Genomic DNA, 15,310 nt, shown 5'->3' with positions numbered 1-15,310 from the left:
CATCAGATACGCAAGAACCCGAAGGAACATGAAGCATGTCTTTGCTTGAAAAAACATTCGACCGCACGCTGGACGCCTGGACGCACGCCTACATGGCCCCGGCCTGGCGCGGCGCGGTCGTGGAAGGCTGGCTGTTTGAAGGCGTGGATGCCCGCCGCGCGGCGGAAGCCCGGCTGGCCCAGGCGGGCGTCACGGCGCGCTTTCGCAGCGCGTACAAGCCGCTGGTGCACTTCTTCCTGGAAGAAGCCGACCGCGACGGACTGGTCTCCGCCCTGGTGCGCTACCCGCTGCACGAACACGCGCAGGCCAAGCGCTTCACGCTCGAAGCCTACCCGCTCGTCGCGCTGATGGAAGGCGTGCGCGTCACGATGCAAGCCGGCGCGTCCGACCTGCACTACGACGTCACGCTGACCTATGCCGATGGCCGCCGCGTGGATACGCGCGTCTTCGCCCCCAACCTCGTTGGCCATGCGCAGGACGGCAAGCCGGAACTGTCACCCACGGGCTGGCTGCGCGTGCGCGACGCCGAGGGCGCCATTCAGACCGACGCCGCCCAGACCACCGAATACCAGCAGGTATTCCGCAGCATCGTCGACACGGTGCGCAACCACGCCTGGGGCGCGCACGAGCCCTACTTCGACCGCCTGGAAATTCGCGTTGACCTGCCCGGCATGGACTTCGCCTTGCCGGTGGACGAAGAAATCGTCAGCACGTTTGAAGCGCTGCACGAAGATATTTATTTTTCGTTGCTGGAACACTTCCAGCAACATTCCGGCCGCCCGTCCGGTGACCGGGGCTTGCAGCCCGGCCAGATCATTCCCGACATCCGCCGCCACGATGGCGCGGCGCGCGTGCAGATCTCGCTGGAGCCGTTCGCCGCCGTTGCCCCCGTCACGCCGGTGCTGCCGGATGCGCCGCTCGCGGCGCGCCGTGAACCGCTGTCGGCCGCGCAGATTGCCGGTTGCATGGCGGCGTTTGGCGGAGACGACTTCCAGGCCGTGTCGCGCCAGGGCCGCCCGGTGCTGGGCACCTATGTGCGCGGGCCGGGTCCGGCGGTATTCATCTCGGGTGCGCAACACGCCAACGAGACGTCGGGCGTGGTTGGCGCGTTGCGGGCGGCGCAAGCGCTGGCTGCCAGCGGCAATGCGCACTTCGCGCTGATCGCCGCCGAAAACCCCGACGGTTACGCGCTCTTTAACCGGCTGCGCGAACACCATCCGCGCCACATGCTGCACGCCTCGCGCTACAGCGCGCTGGGCGACGACATCGCATACCGCGAACACGCGCCGTACTTTGAACGCGACGGCCGCCACCAGGCGCAGGCGATCAGCGGCGCGCAGCTGCACATCAACCTGCACGGCTACCCCGCGCATGAATGGACGCGTCCGCTGTCGGGCTACCTGCCCCGCAATTTCGAATTGTGGACGGTGCCCAAGGGCTTCTTCCTGGTGCTGCGCCATCACCCGGGCTGGGGCGAACGCGCGCGCCGCCTGATCGAAGGCGTCACCGCCCGGCTGGCCCGCAATGTGCCGGGCCTGGTGGAATTCAACGCGCGCCAGCTGGAACTGTTTCATGCGCATGCGCTGGAAAGCGGTTTCGACGTCATGAATGGCATCCCGGTGCAGATCACGGAAGGCAATCGCGAGGAACTGCCGCTGGCGCTGATTTCGGAATTTCCAGATGAAACGGTCTACGGCGACCGCTTCGTTTTCGCGCATACTGTGCAAATGGAAACCGTCCTGGCGGCCACCGAGCTGTACCGTTCAGGGCTGTAAGCATCAATAAGAAAATGAATATCCGAGAACGCAATCACGGCGACGATCTGGCCCTGGCGGACATCTGGCTCCGCTCGGTGCGCGCCACGCATTCTTTCCTGACGGAAAAAGAAATCCAGGCCATGTACCCGCAGGTGCTCAACACCTATCTGCCGTCAGTGCGCGTGTGGGTCTGTGAGGACGACACCGGCGAAGTCGCCGGCTTCATGGGCCTGACGGGCAACAAGGTCGAAATGCTGTTCGTGGACGCCAACAAACGCGGCAAAGGCGCGGGCCGCCGCCTGCTGAACTTTGCGCGTTCGCTGCACGGCACCTTACAGGTGGACGTGAATGAACAGAACCCGCAGGCGCATGGGTTTTACAAGCACTACGGGTTTGTGGACGTGGGCCGCTCCGCCCACGACGACGCCGGGCGGCCGTTCCCGATCATTCATATGACGCTGGCGGGGTAGTCGCCGGTTCAGCGGATACCGGGTGATTCGGGTATCCGCTTATCCGGTTATTCGGATATTGGGTTACCCGCTTACCCGCTTATCCGCCCGGCGAGCCGGCCATTTCGTGCCGGCTTCGCCACGCCTTTAGCGCCTGGCGATAATTTTCCATCGCCTCGTCGTACATGTCGTAGACACAAGGGATGCAGCCGCTGTTGCAGCATTCTTCGGGTGCGGGGCGTTCCGGGGGAACGGGCTGCGGGTCGTCGTCGGGAATAGTCGTCGCGCTCATGCGGGAATGTTAACGCTGCTGCGCAAGCGATGCTGCGCCCGCCTGCGCCTGACGTTGCCGCCATTCGGCCCGGCGGATCTCGTAGCGGACCTTGATATTGTCCTCATCCGACGCACTTCCCGCGGCCACGCTTTCACCCACATAACGCAAACCGGTCTTCTCCAGCACGCGGCGCGAGGCCACGTTGGAGCGTATGGCCACGGCCGACAACACCTCCACCGGCAGCAGCTTGAATCCCAACGCGATCAGCGCAGCCGCGATCTCGCCGGCATAACCCTGGCCCCAGCAATCAGGCTGAAACGCGTACGCCAGCTCTATCGCCCCCTGCTCGTCGGACACGGTGTACTTCAGGCCGGCACGCCCCGCCATTGCGCCCGTGCGCCGATCATCAAGCACGTACATGCCGTAGCCGTACTCCGCCCAATGCGAGACGTTCTGCGCCACATACAGCCGGCTGGCGGCGGCATCACGGGTGCCGCCCATCGTCGCCATCAGGTCGGCGTCGGCGTGCATCTGAGTGATGAAGGGCAAATGCCCCTGCCGCATGCGCTGAGCACGCAACCGGGGAGTCAGGAAAATGTCAGGAAAGACGGCGTGCGGCATGACAAATACGACAAAGAAGGAAACGCTCCATCATAGCGGCGCTTGGCCGCGCGCGGCATCCGCCTTTGTGGCAGATACCGCGCAGCGCCTATCGCCGCTTACTTGGACGGACGCGCGCGCAACGCGTCAGGCTTGTCGGCCTTCAGCGCATCCAGGATGCGCTTGCCGACGCGGCCATCTTGCGGCAGGTTGCGGCGTTCCTGTTCGGCGCGCACGGCGTCGCGCGTCTTGGCGCCGGGGATGCCGTCCGCTTCGCCCACGTCATAGCCACGGCCGTACAGCTCTTCCTGCAATTGCTTGATCTCGGCGCGGGACAGGCCGGGGTCGTCCGTTGGCCAGGCCGCGATGATGCCCGGGCGGCCCTGCAAGCGGTTCAGCAGCAGCGACACGGCCAAGCCATAGCGGCGCGACTGGTTGTAATGCAGGATGGCGTCGAAGTTCACCGTCGCCAGGAACACCGGGCCCTTGGAACCGGTGGGCGCGAACAGATAGGCCTGCTCGTCATTGCCCGACGGCAACTTCAACACCGAACCGTCGCCCTGCTTCAAGCCCGCCTGCGCCCACTGCGCGATGGTGCGGCGGTCTTGCGAGCCCACGTACTCCGCGTCGGGTTCGGGCGGAATCGCCGCGGCCAGCTCGGCCGGCACGCGCACTTCCACCACTGCCGGCAAGCCATGCGTCCACTTGGCGCGGCGCTTGCGCAGGTGGTTGGCCGTGGACGCCAGCGCGTCAGGCAAGGAGTTGTAGAGATCGATCCGGCCATCGCCGTCGCCATCGGCGGCCAATTCATAGAAGGACGTCGGGATGAACTGGGTCATGCCGAACGCACCGCTCCACGACCCCACGAAGTTATCGGCGGGCACAGTGCCGTCGCGCAGCAGGCGGACGGACGCGTAGGCATTCTTTTCCCACAGCGTCTTGTTCTCGGTGCACGCGCGCGTCAGCCAGGCGTTCAAGACATCGGTCTTACCGATCTGCCGGCCGTAGTTGGTTTCGATGCCGAAGATGGCGACGAGCGTGGCGGGGTCGACTTGATACTGCTGGCCGATCGCATCCAGCTGCGGCCCCACCTTCTTCATCACCGCGCGGCCATCGTTGACCCGTTCATCATCGACGGTCTTGGCGATGTAGTCCCACCAGCTCTCACGCCCTTCGGGCTGGCCCTTGGCGGACGCCACCGTCGTGGGCAGCAGCTTGGCGTTGGCGGTGTACTTGTCCCAATCGGCCACGGTCAGCCCGTTGGCGGTTGCGCCCTTGCGCAGCTTGGCGATGCAAGCCTTGGTGTCGAGTTCGCTCGGGATGATGACGGTGGGCGCGGCGGGGGCAGCGGTGGCGGCCGGTGCCGCGGTGGCGGGTGCTGCGGTAGCGGGTGCCGCGGCGGCCGGTGCCGCAGTGGCGGGTGCGGTGGCGGGTGCCGTGGCCGGTGCTGTGGCGGCCGGTGCCGCGGCGGCCGGCGCCGTTGCAGGGGCCGCCGCCGGCGTGGCGGCCGACTCTTGCGCTTTGACGACGTCGTCGAAGCTGCGCTTGGGCGTCAATGCGGGCTGCGGCGCTGCGGGTGTCTGCACCCGCGAACCCGTCGCGGACGATGGCGATTGCGCGTGTGCGGCGCTAGCACCTGCCGCCATCAGGGCGGCGGTTAGCAGCACGCGGGACAGGGGTTCGATTCGAAAGCCTGAAGAACGCTGACGCATGGTATTCCTGAAAAATCGAAGTCAGCCCGGATCGTACCGCGACCAGCCGCCGAAATCGAACCCTGGGGCGGCTGAGCCATCAGGCGGTTTGCCGCCCGCCCAGCACAACCGGCGGCGCGCGCAGCACGCGCAGGCAGTAGACCATCGCGATCACGCTGAACAGCGCGAAGCCCAATGTCTGGCCCAGCATCACGCCTTCGGGTCCGCCGTAGTGCGCGCCCAGCCAGACAAACGGCAAGGTTCCCACCGTGGACCGCAGCCAGCCGATCACGGTGGAATATGTGGCGTATCCCAGGTTGTTGAATACGGCGATCGACACGAAGAACAGGCTGTTCACCGCCCACGCAAAACTGCCGTAGCGGCAGAAGAACAGGATCAGGTCGCGCCCCGGCCCGGTGACCTGGAACCAGTCCGGCACCCAAGGCGCCAGCACGGCCAGCACGGCGGCTGCGGCAAAGCCATAGAACAATGCCCAACGCGTCGTGATGCTGACAGTCTGTTTCACGCGGTCCCATTGGCCCGCTCCCAGGTTCTGCCCAAGAATGGGGCCAATCGCGCCCGGCAGCACGAAGAACAGCGAATACGCCAGTTGCAGCACGCGATCGACCACCGTGGCGCCCGCCATGACGCTCGGCCCGAAGCTGGCATAGGTCGACACGGTGAAGATGACCGCCGCCGGGGTCGCCAAGGTGGTCAGCGCAGCAGGCAGCGCAATCTTGCCGATGGCCGCCAGGTCGGCCCGCAGCGCGCGTCGGGCAGGCCAGACCACCAGACGATGCTTGCCAAACACCAGCCAGGCGCCCAGCGCCACGGTGGCCAGCCGCCCCACGCCACTGGCCCAGGCAATCCCTTCCATGCCGCCATCCAGTACAAAAATGACGATCGGGTCCAGCACCGCCACCGTCGCCGTACCGGCCAGCAGCACCCACATGGATTGGCGCCCGCGCCCTGACGCGCGCAACAGGTTCGACAGCATCATGCCCACGCCCATCACCATCGCAAACGGCGTGGTGATCAGGACGTAGGACAGCAGGTGTTCGCGCACGTCCTGCTCCAGCCCGATGGCGGCGGTGAACGGCCCGATCGCCGCCAGAAAGATCGCCCCGGCCGCGAGCGCCGCGCCCGCCATCAACACCAGCGACGCGCCGGCCAGCGTGCGCGCCCGCATCGCATCCCCCGCGCCCAAGGCCCGCGAGACCAGCGCGGCGCCGCCCACCGTCACGCCTATGCATATCGACGTAATCGTGAACTGCGTCATCGACCCGAACCCTACGGCGCCCAGCACCGCTTCGTCCTTCAAGGTGCCCAGATACAGCAGCGACAGAAACTCCACCGCAAACACGGCGAGCATGCTGGCCCAGCCGGTCATGATCATTTCAAAGACGTGCGGCCCCAGCGGCCCTGACACAAAGCGCGCGCGCGGGTCGCCGGTGGCGGGCTGGGCCGGTAAGGTCAACGCCGTGACCTATCGGGCCGAGGGCTGCGCACGCAGCGCCTGCAAGCGGGCGATCGCGCCTTCGTCGCCCTGCGCGGCGGCGGCCTCATACCAGCGCATCGCTTCCTTCATGTCGACCGGCTCCAGCATCATGCCCTGCATGAACTGCGCGTCTGGGTTGCCCCGCTGCGCGTCGGCCAGCAACGCCCGCTGGGCCAGCGCATCCTGCCGCGGCGACTCCCCGTAGATCTGCATGTCGCCTTCTATCTGGTCACCGACGAGGGAACGCAGGGACGGCGGCGTATGCGCAAATTGATCACGCCAAAAGAGTGCGATCAGCACGACGAAAACCAGCAGGGACAACAACGCAAGGATCAGATTTTTACGAGTCATTGAAGCGAGGGGGGAACAGGGGGAATGGCGGAATGGGGTGATTGCGTAAGGGGTGATTGCGTAAGGGGTAATTGCGTAAGGGGTGATTGCGGAACAGGACAACTCCATCATGGCGCAATTGCCCAATGTCATCAGCGCGTCACGCGCCGCGGACGCCGCACAACATGCCGGAACCGCGGCGTCAGGGCGCGACCCGTGCAAACCAAACCTGGGACACGCTGCCTTCGTTGGAATACCAGGGCAGCATACCGATGCTGTCGGATTCCCGTTGCACGGTCACGAGCAAACCACCCGCGTCCGGACGGAATATTGCCACGTGCCGCATCACGCCCATGGATTCGTACTGGCGCCAGTCGTTGCGCACGCTGACCCACAAGCGGCCTTGCGTGCAACCGGTGTGCCGACGGACGCCGTCGGGCCGGTTGGCGTTGGCGTCGCCAGACAAGGCGGCGGGGTCCTGCGCCCCATTCAGCATCGGCAACTGTGCGGTCGAACGCGCGCCCTGCCCGTCTTGCGCCGACACGCGCCATCCACCTTCCACGCGGGCCAAGGCCACGGTGGCCTCGGGCGTCGAGCGCCACTCAGGCAGAAGCGTATCGCGCATACCCGGCAGATCCAGCGTATACAAAAAGAAGTTGCGCAGGTCGTTCAGGGCCGTGGTCTCGCGGTCGCCCGAACGGAATTCGCCTTGCGCCCGGTACGTGCCCGTCAGGTCCGGGCATTGCGCCGGATCGGACGGCAACACCACCGGCGTTCCGCTTTTGAACGACGGCCATTTGACCGACACCTCGTCCACGCGCGACACGCCGCAAGCACTCAAGGCTGTCACTAACACGCCCGCCCCGGCCACCCGCAGCACACGCCGCGGCCGCTTGACGGATATCGTCGAATTCATGGCTCGCTGTCTCCCTTTCCGGCCCCCGCGTTATCCCTTGGTTCGCATGGCGACGCCCACGGTTTGCCCGGCGACGAACTATATCTGAATCCCGCCCCGCCGTTGCCAAGCGTCCGGCGGGAGAGAATAATCGGCACATCGCCACCGATCCGCGCCATGACACCGTTCCGAGGCAAACTCCGCATCCGGCACCTGGAAATCGTGCTGACCGTTTCCGAGCTGGGCAATTTGTCCAAGGCGGCGGCGCAGCTGCACAGCACGCAATCGGGGCTGTCGCGCGCCATCGCAGAAATTGAAGAAGTGGTTGGCGCGCGCCTGTTCGAACGCACCGCCAAAGGCACCACCTGTACGCCGCTGGGCGAGGCCATGTGCCGTCACGCCCGCCTGCTGCTCACCGACTTCCGCAAGGCAGAGATCGATCTGGCCGCGGTATCGCGCGGCGATGAAGGCAGCCTGACCGTCGGATGCTTTTCCATGTTCGCCGGCTGGCCCGTGGCCGAAGCCGCCCGCGCGTTCCGCCAAGCCTATCCCCGCATCACCCTCACCATCGAGATCGGCACGCACGAAAGGCTCATCGAAGATCTGGACGCGGGCGGCGTGGACGTGCTGATCAGCCGGTTCACATCCACCGTCAACCCGCAGATCTATCGATCAACCACCTTGCTGGAAGATTCGGTGGTGCTGGGCTGCGCCACCCACCATCCGCTGGCGGGCGTGCCAGACACCACCCTGGCCGACTATGTCGCCTACCCCTGGCTCACCGCATTGCCCGGCAGCCGCATCCGAGGCGAGCTGGAAATGTCACTGCGCCAGGCCGGCCTGCGAATTCCGGATATGATCGGCGCCCTGTCTTTGGAATTTGGCCGCGAAATGCTGCGGGACGGGCAAACCCTGTGGATGCTGCCAGGCAGCGTCGCCGCCGTGCAGCAAGCGCGCGGCGAACTGTTCATGCTGCCGGCCCGCCCCGCCCTGCGGAAATCGCCGCTTGCCGCAATCTGGCGCCGCGACCGCCCCAGCACCCGCCAGGCACGCGCCTTTGCGGCGCAAATGCAGCTTGCCATCCAGGCAGACCACATCGCCCTGGCCGCCTGAGCGGCCCACGTTTTTGCTTTACCTTTTTGATCGGAGCACCCATGTACGACTGGCTCAACGCACTGCCCAAGGCGGAACTGCACCTGCACCTGGAAGGCTCGCTCGAACCCGAGCTCTTGTTCCAGCTGGCGCAACGTAACGGCGTGGCGCTGCCCTGGCCAGACATCGACGCCCTGCGCGGCGCCTACAACTACGGCAATCTTCAGGAATTCCTGGACCTCTATTACCGGGGTGCAGACGTCTTGCGCACGGAACAAGACTTCTACGACCTGACTTGGGCGTACCTGCTGAAGTGCCGCGAACAAAACGTCGTGCACACAGAACCCTTCTTTGACCCTCAAACGCACACCGACCGCGGCGTACCCTTCGCCGTCGTGTTGAACGGCATCAGCCAGGCCTTGAAAGACGGCCGCGAAAAACTTGGGGTTACCAGCGGACTGATCCTGAGCTTCCTACGCCACTTGCCGGAAGCGCAAGCCATGCGCACGCTGGAAGAAGCCCTGCCCTTTCGCGACGCCTTCATCGCCGTCGGCCTGGACAGCAGCGAAAAAGGCTTTCCCCCGCGCCTGTTCCAACGCGTGTTCGACCGCGCCCGCGCCGAAGGCCTGCCCGCCGTGGCCCACGCGGGCGAGGAAGGCCCGCCTGAATACATCTGGGAAGCGCTGGACTTGCTGAAGGTGCTGCGCATCGACCACGGCGTGCGCGCCGCCGAAGACCCAAACCTGATCGCGCGCCTGATCGACGAACAAATCCCGCTTACCGTCTGCCCGCTGTCCAACACCCGCTTGCGCGTGTTCGAACACATGCGCGAGCACAATATTCTGTCGCTGCTGGACGCCGGCGTGAAAGTCACCGTCAATTCCGACGACCCGGCGTATTTCGGCGGCTACGTCAACGAGAACTTCCACGCGCTGTATGAACATCTGGGCATGTCGAAAGCCCAGGCGCAGGCCCTGGCGGACAACAGCCTGGATGCGCGCATCGCGAAGTAAAGGGCCGGACGGAAGGCGGATGGCCAAGGGCGCGGGGCCACCAGCGCGGCTAACGGCACACGGCTAAGGGCGCACGGCTAAGGGCGCACGGCTAACGGCGCGCTGCGCGATTCCTTATCCATCGCTTCCGGCCACTCCACCCGGGGCGCCCAACGCAACGCCAGGTTGTACGCCGGCACGTCGTTCGCATCCCGCGGTTCGATGTCGCACAGCGGCAAGGCTTGCGGGCCTTGCTGCATGTAGGTGCAGACGTAGGCCCAGAGGTTGTCCAGGTCTTGGTTGTAGGTGCTGAGGTGGAAGCGTTCGATGACGTCGTTGGTGTTGGGTTTGACGATGGCAATCGATACGCCCCACTTGATCATCAAACCGCCGCCGGAGGTCGCGCCCCATTGTTCCCAGACTTCTGCACGGACGTCGTCCCAGGGGTAGCTGGCGGTGGTGACATACCAGCGGGTGAAGGGGTTCCACCAGACCATGTGGAAACCGTAGACGTAGATGCGGCGGCGGGCGCGGTTGAAGCGGATGGGGAGGTCGCGTGGGGGGGAGACGTCGAAGCGATAAGCGAGGTAGGCCGTCGTGGAGAGTATTCCGAAGAACAGCAGCTCTGTCACTATGAAGTCAAAGCTGTGTTCAACCCCTCCTCGACTTAAGAGAATAAGTGGTCGCCTTCCTAGAAAATATGCGCAAAGTGGCACAAACAAGAGCAACAAGCCGCGAATGGTGGACGAACGCCTCGACAGTTCCATATATATGTCATCAACATGGTTGGGCGCGTCCTCCCGCAACGTTGCCGCAGCCTCGGGGGGATCATTAGGTCCCGGTAGATCGCGTTGCCATCCTGCGCAGGGCGGATGGAGTTTTGATCTGGCCATTATGCTTCCTCGGTCATGCTGATGCGGGCGTAGCCGGTAAGGTCGTCCTTATCTGGCCAAAATGTAATTTCGGCTGTAGCGCTCTTAATGCTGTGCAATGGCCCAAGCCAATACCGGCAACTCAGAATTGGCAGCTCCTGAGTTGGTAAGCGCTGATCATTCGCAGTCAGATGCCTAAACTGTCCCAAAGTGGGTGCTCCGGTCGTGCTGTTGTGATGCATAGCGGCCAGCACATCCTCTGACAACTTTGGAAGACGCCGCCCTCCACGTTCAACGCCGAAGCGTTCTACCAGAAGCTTGAATTCGAAGCGCGAAATCATTGGATCGAAGCCAGGAAGCACGATGCGATAGCCAAGCTCTGTTCCCGATTCGATCCCACCCGTTGCCTTTATTACCAAAATATCCGCCGTCAAAAGCGTATCTGCGTCCATTGCGCGCTGGGCGGAATGAAAGCCCAGGGTCGCGTCCATGCCGATGAAAGCCGCATTCAATGCCGACATTGCCGCGTCCATTTGATCGGCATTTTCCCAGCGTCGTTCACGCTCTGCCCTACCGAAGTAGGAGCAACGGGCCCACAACTCGAAACTATCCGACTCCAATCTCTTGGCTATTTTTCCTATTACAAATGCAGTGATTCCGAGTGCGATGCCAATACCCAGCGCCCCTAGCAATGCACCTCCCCTCGCGGCCCCTATTGCGCTAGAGACTGCACCTCCGATCGAAAGCGAGCCGCTAATCAGATACCTCCGTCCTGCGCTGATATCACCTACGCTGTTGGCGCGCTTCTCCGCCGCAAAACTCGCCATCCCATCCGCCACCCCTCCCAACGCCGCTATCACTCCCCCCGCCTTGATCAGGTTCTTCCCCATCCCAATCGCCCGCGCCACCGCCCCGCCGTCGGCCGCCGCCACCCGTCGCATAAACGGCTGCACGCTTTCCGCGCCAATCCTTAGCGTCAACCCACCCGCCTCCACGCCCGCTCCCAGCAACCCCACTCCCGCCCCGTACAACGCGGCCATCGCTTCGGGGTGCCTTGCCCCAACGGTCTCGCGCGCCGCGTCCAGGCTGGTACGCACGCTGTCATGCAGGAAATACAGGCTAACGAGCGACAGCGCGCCATAACCCGATCCCACCGACAATCGCTTCAGGCTCGTCAGGCTGTTCTTGGCGAACTCCTGCGCGTGCGCCGCGCTTAGCTCCAAGCCCTTCAGCAAATGGGCAGCAGGGGCTTCCAGGTTTTTCATGCCGGCCGAGATCTTGCGCATTGCGCCGTGGGCCGCTTTTTGCGCCGCATCTTCTGCTTTGCGGGCGGCTCCTTCCACGTGACGCGCAACGCTTTCCACTTGGCGCGCAACGCTTCCGATTTGGCGCGCGGCGCTTTCTACTTGATTTCCCGCGACGGTCGCGAAGGCGTTGATTCGCTTTCTGACGTCTTCCGCACTGCCTTCCACCCACAGCGTCACATCGATCAACACGTTACGCACCGCTGGATCAGGGATGCTGATCAAGCCTGCGAAGACAAACGCGCGTACGCGCCGGCCGGCGTCTTGTCGCAAGGTTTCGGCAGCGCGTTGCAGTTCTTCCGCGCAGATGGACAGCAGCTCCCCCACTGTGAGTTGAATCACCACCTGGGTCATCTGCGCATTGCGGTACAGCCACGCTCCGCTCATCTGGACCGCGTCGACGGCGGCTTTGGAGCCGGCGTTCAGGTGTTGATGCAGACGCTTGCTGGCGCCGTGCATGGCGGTGAGCAGTTGGTCGGCGGCGTCGGCGGCGCGGCCTTCTCGCCATGCGCCGATTTCCTTGCTGCTGATGATGCTTTTGACGGCGTCAAAGTATTTTTTACCGGCGTCATTGGCCACGGTTCCCGCGCCGAAGATCGGAATAAAGGTGGTTTGCAAAAAGGTTTGATGGCCGTTCAAGGCCAGATAGGCGGCGCTGTTGGGATCGCTTAGCAGCGCGCGCCACGCGGTGCCGGTCGGGCCCAGGGTTTCGGGTTCATCCGACTTGGCATCAGACGCCGGCATGGCATCCGTGATGCCGCCGTCCAAACAAGCACTCACCGTCATCAAGCGCAACTGCCGCGAACGTTCATCGGTGTCGGAATAATCCATCGCCACGATGCGCTTCCACGCCGCGCTGCCGATCACCTGCGCCCAATCCTTGCCATACGCGTCGATGTCGTTTTCAAAGCGCTTGATGTCCCGGTCGTACCGCGCCTGAAAACTTGCCCGGCCTTGGCGGCGCGGTTCGGTGGGCGGATTCGTTTCCCAATAGCGTTCCTTCAATCGTTCGACGCGGTCGGTGATCTTGGCTTGCATGCGCTCTTGCCGATCAAGCTCGGGGTCCCGGAACACGGGCGGCGTGCCGGACTCGCTGGGCATCAGGTCCATCAATGACACGGTGCTAGCCATCGTCTCGGCGTCGGCCTGTACGGCGTACAGTTGCTGAATCGCCAGCAGGCACTGCGAGGTCAAATAGGCGTACCGGCGTTCCGGCGCCTCGGCCCACAATCGCTTTTGCGTGTAGGCGGCGAGCCGGACGTTGTTGAGCTCTTCCGCCATGCCGATGGGATCGGACAGGATCAGCGCGCTTACGCCTTGGGGCAAGCGGTGTTGCCGTTCCATCAGCGTCAGGTAATTGCGCATGCCTGCGGCTTGTTCCCCGCGCGATGACCAGCCGTGCACACTGCCGAAGTCATCAACGCCGCTGGCGTATTCGGCCACGTGTTCGTTCAACCGATGCGTATGTTCCAAGCCTAGCGCGGTGCCACCGGCCGTGGGATCGTCCCGCAGCTTCGGCAAGTCGACGATGACAAACCGCTGGGCGTAATCAGCGGCCAAGCCCGTGCCGGACTTGTACGCGTCCAGCACGGCCGCTGGCCATGGGTCTTGCGAATACGCGATCCAGGCGATTTTGTACTTATCAATGTCGATACCGATGAATGACGCCGGAAGATTGTGCGCGGCCTGGATGCAGCGCTCGGCCAACGGCGCGGGCTCGGTGCGGGGCATTTCATAGGGATTGAAATGCCGCATATGGCCTGCGTCAGTGACTTGATAGGCATGCCAGACCCTGCGGTCCAGCAGCACATAGACATAGCCCTTGCGCAAGATGCGCAGCGACGCTTGCAGACTGGGATGCGACAGCGCATGGCGCGCGCGCAAGAACGAACTCTGTGCCACCACCGCCGGGCGCAGCAGCAGGATCGGCAAGCCGTTGCGTTCGCAGGCGTTGCAGCTGCCGGGCGGCAAGGGCATGGTTTCTTCGACGATGTCGATAAGCTGTTGGCTGAGCGTCATGCGCCTTCCCCCGCTTCGTTCAGGTAGGCGGCGATGCGGCTCCACGCCACGTTGCCGTAAGCAGCCAGTACGCCGGATGCGTGTCCGGGCGTCGCGCGATGCAATGCGTCACGCAACGGTTCAAACCGCAGCAACTGCGGATGAATCGTCTCTTGATGCAGGGCGAGTGCCAGCAGGTCTTTGCTGTCCGTGACGCCACGTTGACGCGCCTGCCGGATCATGCGAAATGCCGACGCGGCGGCCTGCGGCGGCAGCAGCGTTCTGCCTTGCCATGGCCTGGGCGCAAACGACAGCGGCGCTTGCAACGCTCGACGCCATGCCGACAACAGCAACGCGATGAGCGCTGCATCCCTCTGCGCATCGCACGCAATCGCGGGAACCAGGGATGACGCGCCCGGCGCACCGTTCACCATGGCGATTTCTCCCCAGCTGGTGGGCAGCAGCCACGTGCGGATCGGCCACAACGCACTGCTCAGCGTGTCGGGCATCGCGGCGGCGAGCAGCTCCAGCCGCAACGGCTCGAACCATGGCGACATGCCGCCCGACGCGCTGGCCGAGAACGTCAAACAGCGCGCCGCAATATGCTCGGCCAAGGCGTCGGCGGACAGCGGGCTCAGCAGGCATCCACAGCCATATCGCTTGCGATGGCCGGTCTCGGCCAGCGCAAGCTGTTCCGTTCGATCCAGAAGATCCGCATCGGGCGCGTGGCCCGGCCCAGCCAACCGGACCAAGATCGGACACGCTCCAACCGTATGCGCCAGGTCCGGCCTGGGGACGCTGACGAGCGCGTCTTCGCCCAACGTGGCCGCAAGCGATGACGGGCTTAGCGCATACTCCGGCGCACAACCCGCCAGCGGGTCGACGAGCAAATAGACGAAATCGTCAGGCGCCCTGTGCGCGGCGATTCGTTCTGCGATGACTGTAGTGGCCATCACGAACGCTCCTGGCAGTCCGCCAACAGGCCTTCGACCGACTGCCCCGCCATGGAAACCGAATTGCCGCCGCCGCCCGACTGCGAAATCGGGCCTTTCAAGTGGATCGCCACGCCCTCGAACGTAATGCCTGAACCATCAATCGTGATCGTCCCGCCCGGCCCTTTAATGACAGCGCGCTGGGCGGACTGCAATTCATACACCACCGTCTTGCGCGCAATGCGCTGACCCGCATGCAGCTGATGATGCCCCTGCACGGTGTGTTCCACATTCCCGCCGGTGTCGATCCAGTGGTTGGCCGCAGTCTTGTCACGCCGGTTGTTGCCGACGTGTTCGGTGCGGTCTTTGCCCGTCATCACCGTGTGATTGCGCCCGATCGTCAGAAAGTCATCCTGTCCAATATCGTGACGCCGGTCGTGCCCGATGTGCACGTGTTCGTCATTGCCCACCGTTTCCTTGCGGTCGTGACCGACGACGATGGTTTCGTCATGCTCCACCTGTTCGCTGCGATCATGGCCGACGAAGGTGGTTTCGTTGTGGTTCACATGAATGTTCTGGTCTTTTTGCGCATGGACGTAGATCTCTTCCTGGTCCCGTTCGTCTTC

General features: G+C 64.1%; 13 protein-coding genes and 1 pseudogene. 4 read left to right on the top strand and 10 right to left on the bottom strand.

Annotation, left to right across the window (positions count from 1 at the left end; translation table 11 throughout):
* The first annotated feature begins 35 nt into the window (after positions 1-35).
* Positions 36-1,775 carry a peptidase M14 gene (locus ACFZAI_RS12295; protein ID WP_391567131.1) on the top strand — a complete coding sequence of 580 codons (1,740 nt, stop codon included), beginning with the start codon at positions 36-38 and terminating at the stop codon, positions 1,773-1,775.
* Positions 1,776-1,789: 14 nt separating this feature from the next.
* A complete protein-coding gene (locus ACFZAI_RS12290; RefSeq protein ID WP_054424794.1) occupies positions 1,790-2,227 on the top strand; it encodes an acetyltransferase in 438 nt (145 codons plus the stop codon).
* A gap of 79 nt (positions 2,228-2,306) precedes the next feature.
* On the opposite strand, the gene ACFZAI_RS12285 is transcribed toward ACFZAI_RS12290, so the two are convergent.
* From ACFZAI_RS12285 to ACFZAI_RS12260, 6 genes are all read right to left on the bottom strand, one after another.
* Positions 2,307-2,498: an oxidoreductase-like domain-containing protein gene (locus ACFZAI_RS12285; protein WP_391567130.1), complete on the bottom strand. Its 192-nt coding sequence runs from the start codon at positions 2,496-2,498 to the stop codon at positions 2,307-2,309.
* A 9-nt stretch (positions 2,499-2,507) separates the two neighbouring features.
* Positions 2,508-3,101 carry a GNAT family N-acetyltransferase gene (locus ACFZAI_RS12280; protein ID WP_391567129.1) on the bottom strand — a complete coding sequence of 198 codons (594 nt, stop codon included), beginning with the start codon at positions 3,099-3,101 and terminating at the stop codon, positions 2,508-2,510.
* Between the two features lie 98 nt (positions 3,102-3,199).
* Positions 3,200-4,792: a lytic murein transglycosylase gene (locus tag ACFZAI_RS12275; protein ID WP_391567128.1), complete on the bottom strand. Its 1,593-nt coding sequence runs from the start codon at positions 4,790-4,792 to the stop codon at positions 3,200-3,202.
* A 79-nt stretch (positions 4,793-4,871) separates the two neighbouring features.
* Positions 4,872-6,248: an MATE family efflux transporter gene (locus tag ACFZAI_RS12270; RefSeq protein WP_391567127.1), complete on the bottom strand. Its 1,377-nt coding sequence runs from the start codon at positions 6,246-6,248 to the stop codon at positions 4,872-4,874.
* Positions 6,249-6,257: 9 nt separating this feature from the next.
* A complete protein-coding gene (locus ACFZAI_RS12265) occupies positions 6,258-6,731 on the bottom strand; it encodes a sel1 repeat family protein (RefSeq protein ID WP_391567126.1) in 474 nt (157 codons plus the stop codon).
* Between the two features lie 70 nt (positions 6,732-6,801).
* Positions 6,802-7,515, bottom strand: a complete 714-nt coding sequence (locus ACFZAI_RS12260) for a hypothetical protein (RefSeq protein WP_391567125.1) — start codon at positions 7,513-7,515, stop codon at positions 6,802-6,804.
* 156 nt (positions 7,516-7,671) lie between these two features.
* Between ACFZAI_RS12260 and ACFZAI_RS12255 the strand changes: the two genes are divergently transcribed.
* Both ACFZAI_RS12255 and ACFZAI_RS12250 read left to right on the top strand, forming a co-directional pair.
* Positions 7,672-8,607 carry a LysR family transcriptional regulator gene (locus ACFZAI_RS12255; protein WP_391567124.1) on the top strand — a complete coding sequence of 312 codons (936 nt, stop codon included), beginning with the start codon at positions 7,672-7,674 and terminating at the stop codon, positions 8,605-8,607.
* Between the two features lie 41 nt (positions 8,608-8,648).
* Positions 8,649-9,599, top strand: a complete 951-nt coding sequence (locus tag ACFZAI_RS12250) for an adenosine deaminase (protein ID WP_391567122.1) — start codon at positions 8,649-8,651, stop codon at positions 9,597-9,599.
* A gap of 77 nt (positions 9,600-9,676) precedes the next feature.
* Here ACFZAI_RS12250 and ACFZAI_RS12245 read toward each other — a convergent pair whose 3' ends face one another.
* From ACFZAI_RS12245 to ACFZAI_RS12230, 4 genes and pseudogenes are all read right to left on the bottom strand, one after another.
* A complete protein-coding gene (locus ACFZAI_RS12245) occupies positions 9,677-10,210 on the bottom strand; it encodes a DUF6708 domain-containing protein (protein WP_391567121.1) in 534 nt (177 codons plus the stop codon).
* Between the two features lie 260 nt (positions 10,211-10,470).
* Complete coding sequence (locus tag ACFZAI_RS12240) at positions 10,471-13,773, bottom strand: T6SS effector BTH_I2691 family protein (protein ID WP_391567120.1); 3,303 nt, start codon at positions 13,771-13,773, stop codon at positions 10,471-10,473.
* Complete coding sequence (locus ACFZAI_RS12235) at positions 13,770-14,708, bottom strand: hypothetical protein (protein ID WP_391567118.1); 939 nt, start codon at positions 14,706-14,708, stop codon at positions 13,770-13,772. The genes ACFZAI_RS12240 and ACFZAI_RS12235 overlap by 4 nt, the downstream gene beginning before the upstream one ends.
* Positions 14,705-15,310, bottom strand: a pseudogene (locus tag ACFZAI_RS12230) (type VI secretion system tip protein VgrG); the annotation flags it as partial. The gene ACFZAI_RS12235 and the pseudogene ACFZAI_RS12230, both read right to left, overlap by 4 nt.

This window comes from Achromobacter sp. NPDC008082, assembly GCF_042957345.1.
Classification (GTDB): Bacteria; Pseudomonadota; Gammaproteobacteria; order Burkholderiales; family Burkholderiaceae_B; genus Achromobacter; species Achromobacter kerstersii_A.
The sequence above is the reverse complement of the archived record's forward strand: the minus strand, read 5'-3'. Positions and strand labels throughout refer to the sequence as shown.

What these genes read in the sequence shown, in the direction of transcription:
- ACFZAI_RS12295 (WP_391567131.1), top strand. Translation starts at nt 36, where the DNA reads ATGTCTTTGCTTGAAAAAACATTCGACCGCACGCTGGACGCCTGGACG.
- ACFZAI_RS12290 (WP_054424794.1), top strand. Translation starts at nt 1,790, where the DNA reads ATGAATATCCGAGAACGCAATCACGGCGACGATCTGGCCCTGGCGGAC.
- ACFZAI_RS12285 (WP_391567130.1), bottom strand. Translation starts at nt 2,498, where the DNA reads ATGAGCGCGACGACTATTCCCGACGACGACCCGCAGCCCGTTCCCCCG.
- ACFZAI_RS12280 (WP_391567129.1), bottom strand. Translation starts at nt 3,101, where the DNA reads ATGCCGCACGCCGTCTTTCCTGACATTTTCCTGACTCCCCGGTTGCGT.
- ACFZAI_RS12275 (WP_391567128.1), bottom strand. Translation starts at nt 4,792, where the DNA reads ATGCGTCAGCGTTCTTCAGGCTTTCGAATCGAACCCCTGTCCCGCGTG.
- ACFZAI_RS12265 (WP_391567126.1), bottom strand. Translation starts at nt 6,731, where the DNA reads ATGATGGAGTTGTCCTGTTCCGCAATCACCCCTTACGCAATTACCCCT.
- ACFZAI_RS12260 (WP_391567125.1), bottom strand. Translation starts at nt 7,515, where the DNA reads ATGAATTCGACGATATCCGTCAAGCGGCCGCGGCGTGTGCTGCGGGTG.
- ACFZAI_RS12255 (WP_391567124.1), top strand. Translation starts at nt 7,672, where the DNA reads ATGACACCGTTCCGAGGCAAACTCCGCATCCGGCACCTGGAAATCGTG.
- ACFZAI_RS12250 (WP_391567122.1), top strand. Translation starts at nt 8,649, where the DNA reads ATGTACGACTGGCTCAACGCACTGCCCAAGGCGGAACTGCACCTGCAC.
- ACFZAI_RS12240 (WP_391567120.1), bottom strand. Translation starts at nt 13,773, where the DNA reads ATGACGCTCAGCCAACAGCTTATCGACATCGTCGAAGAAACCATGCCC.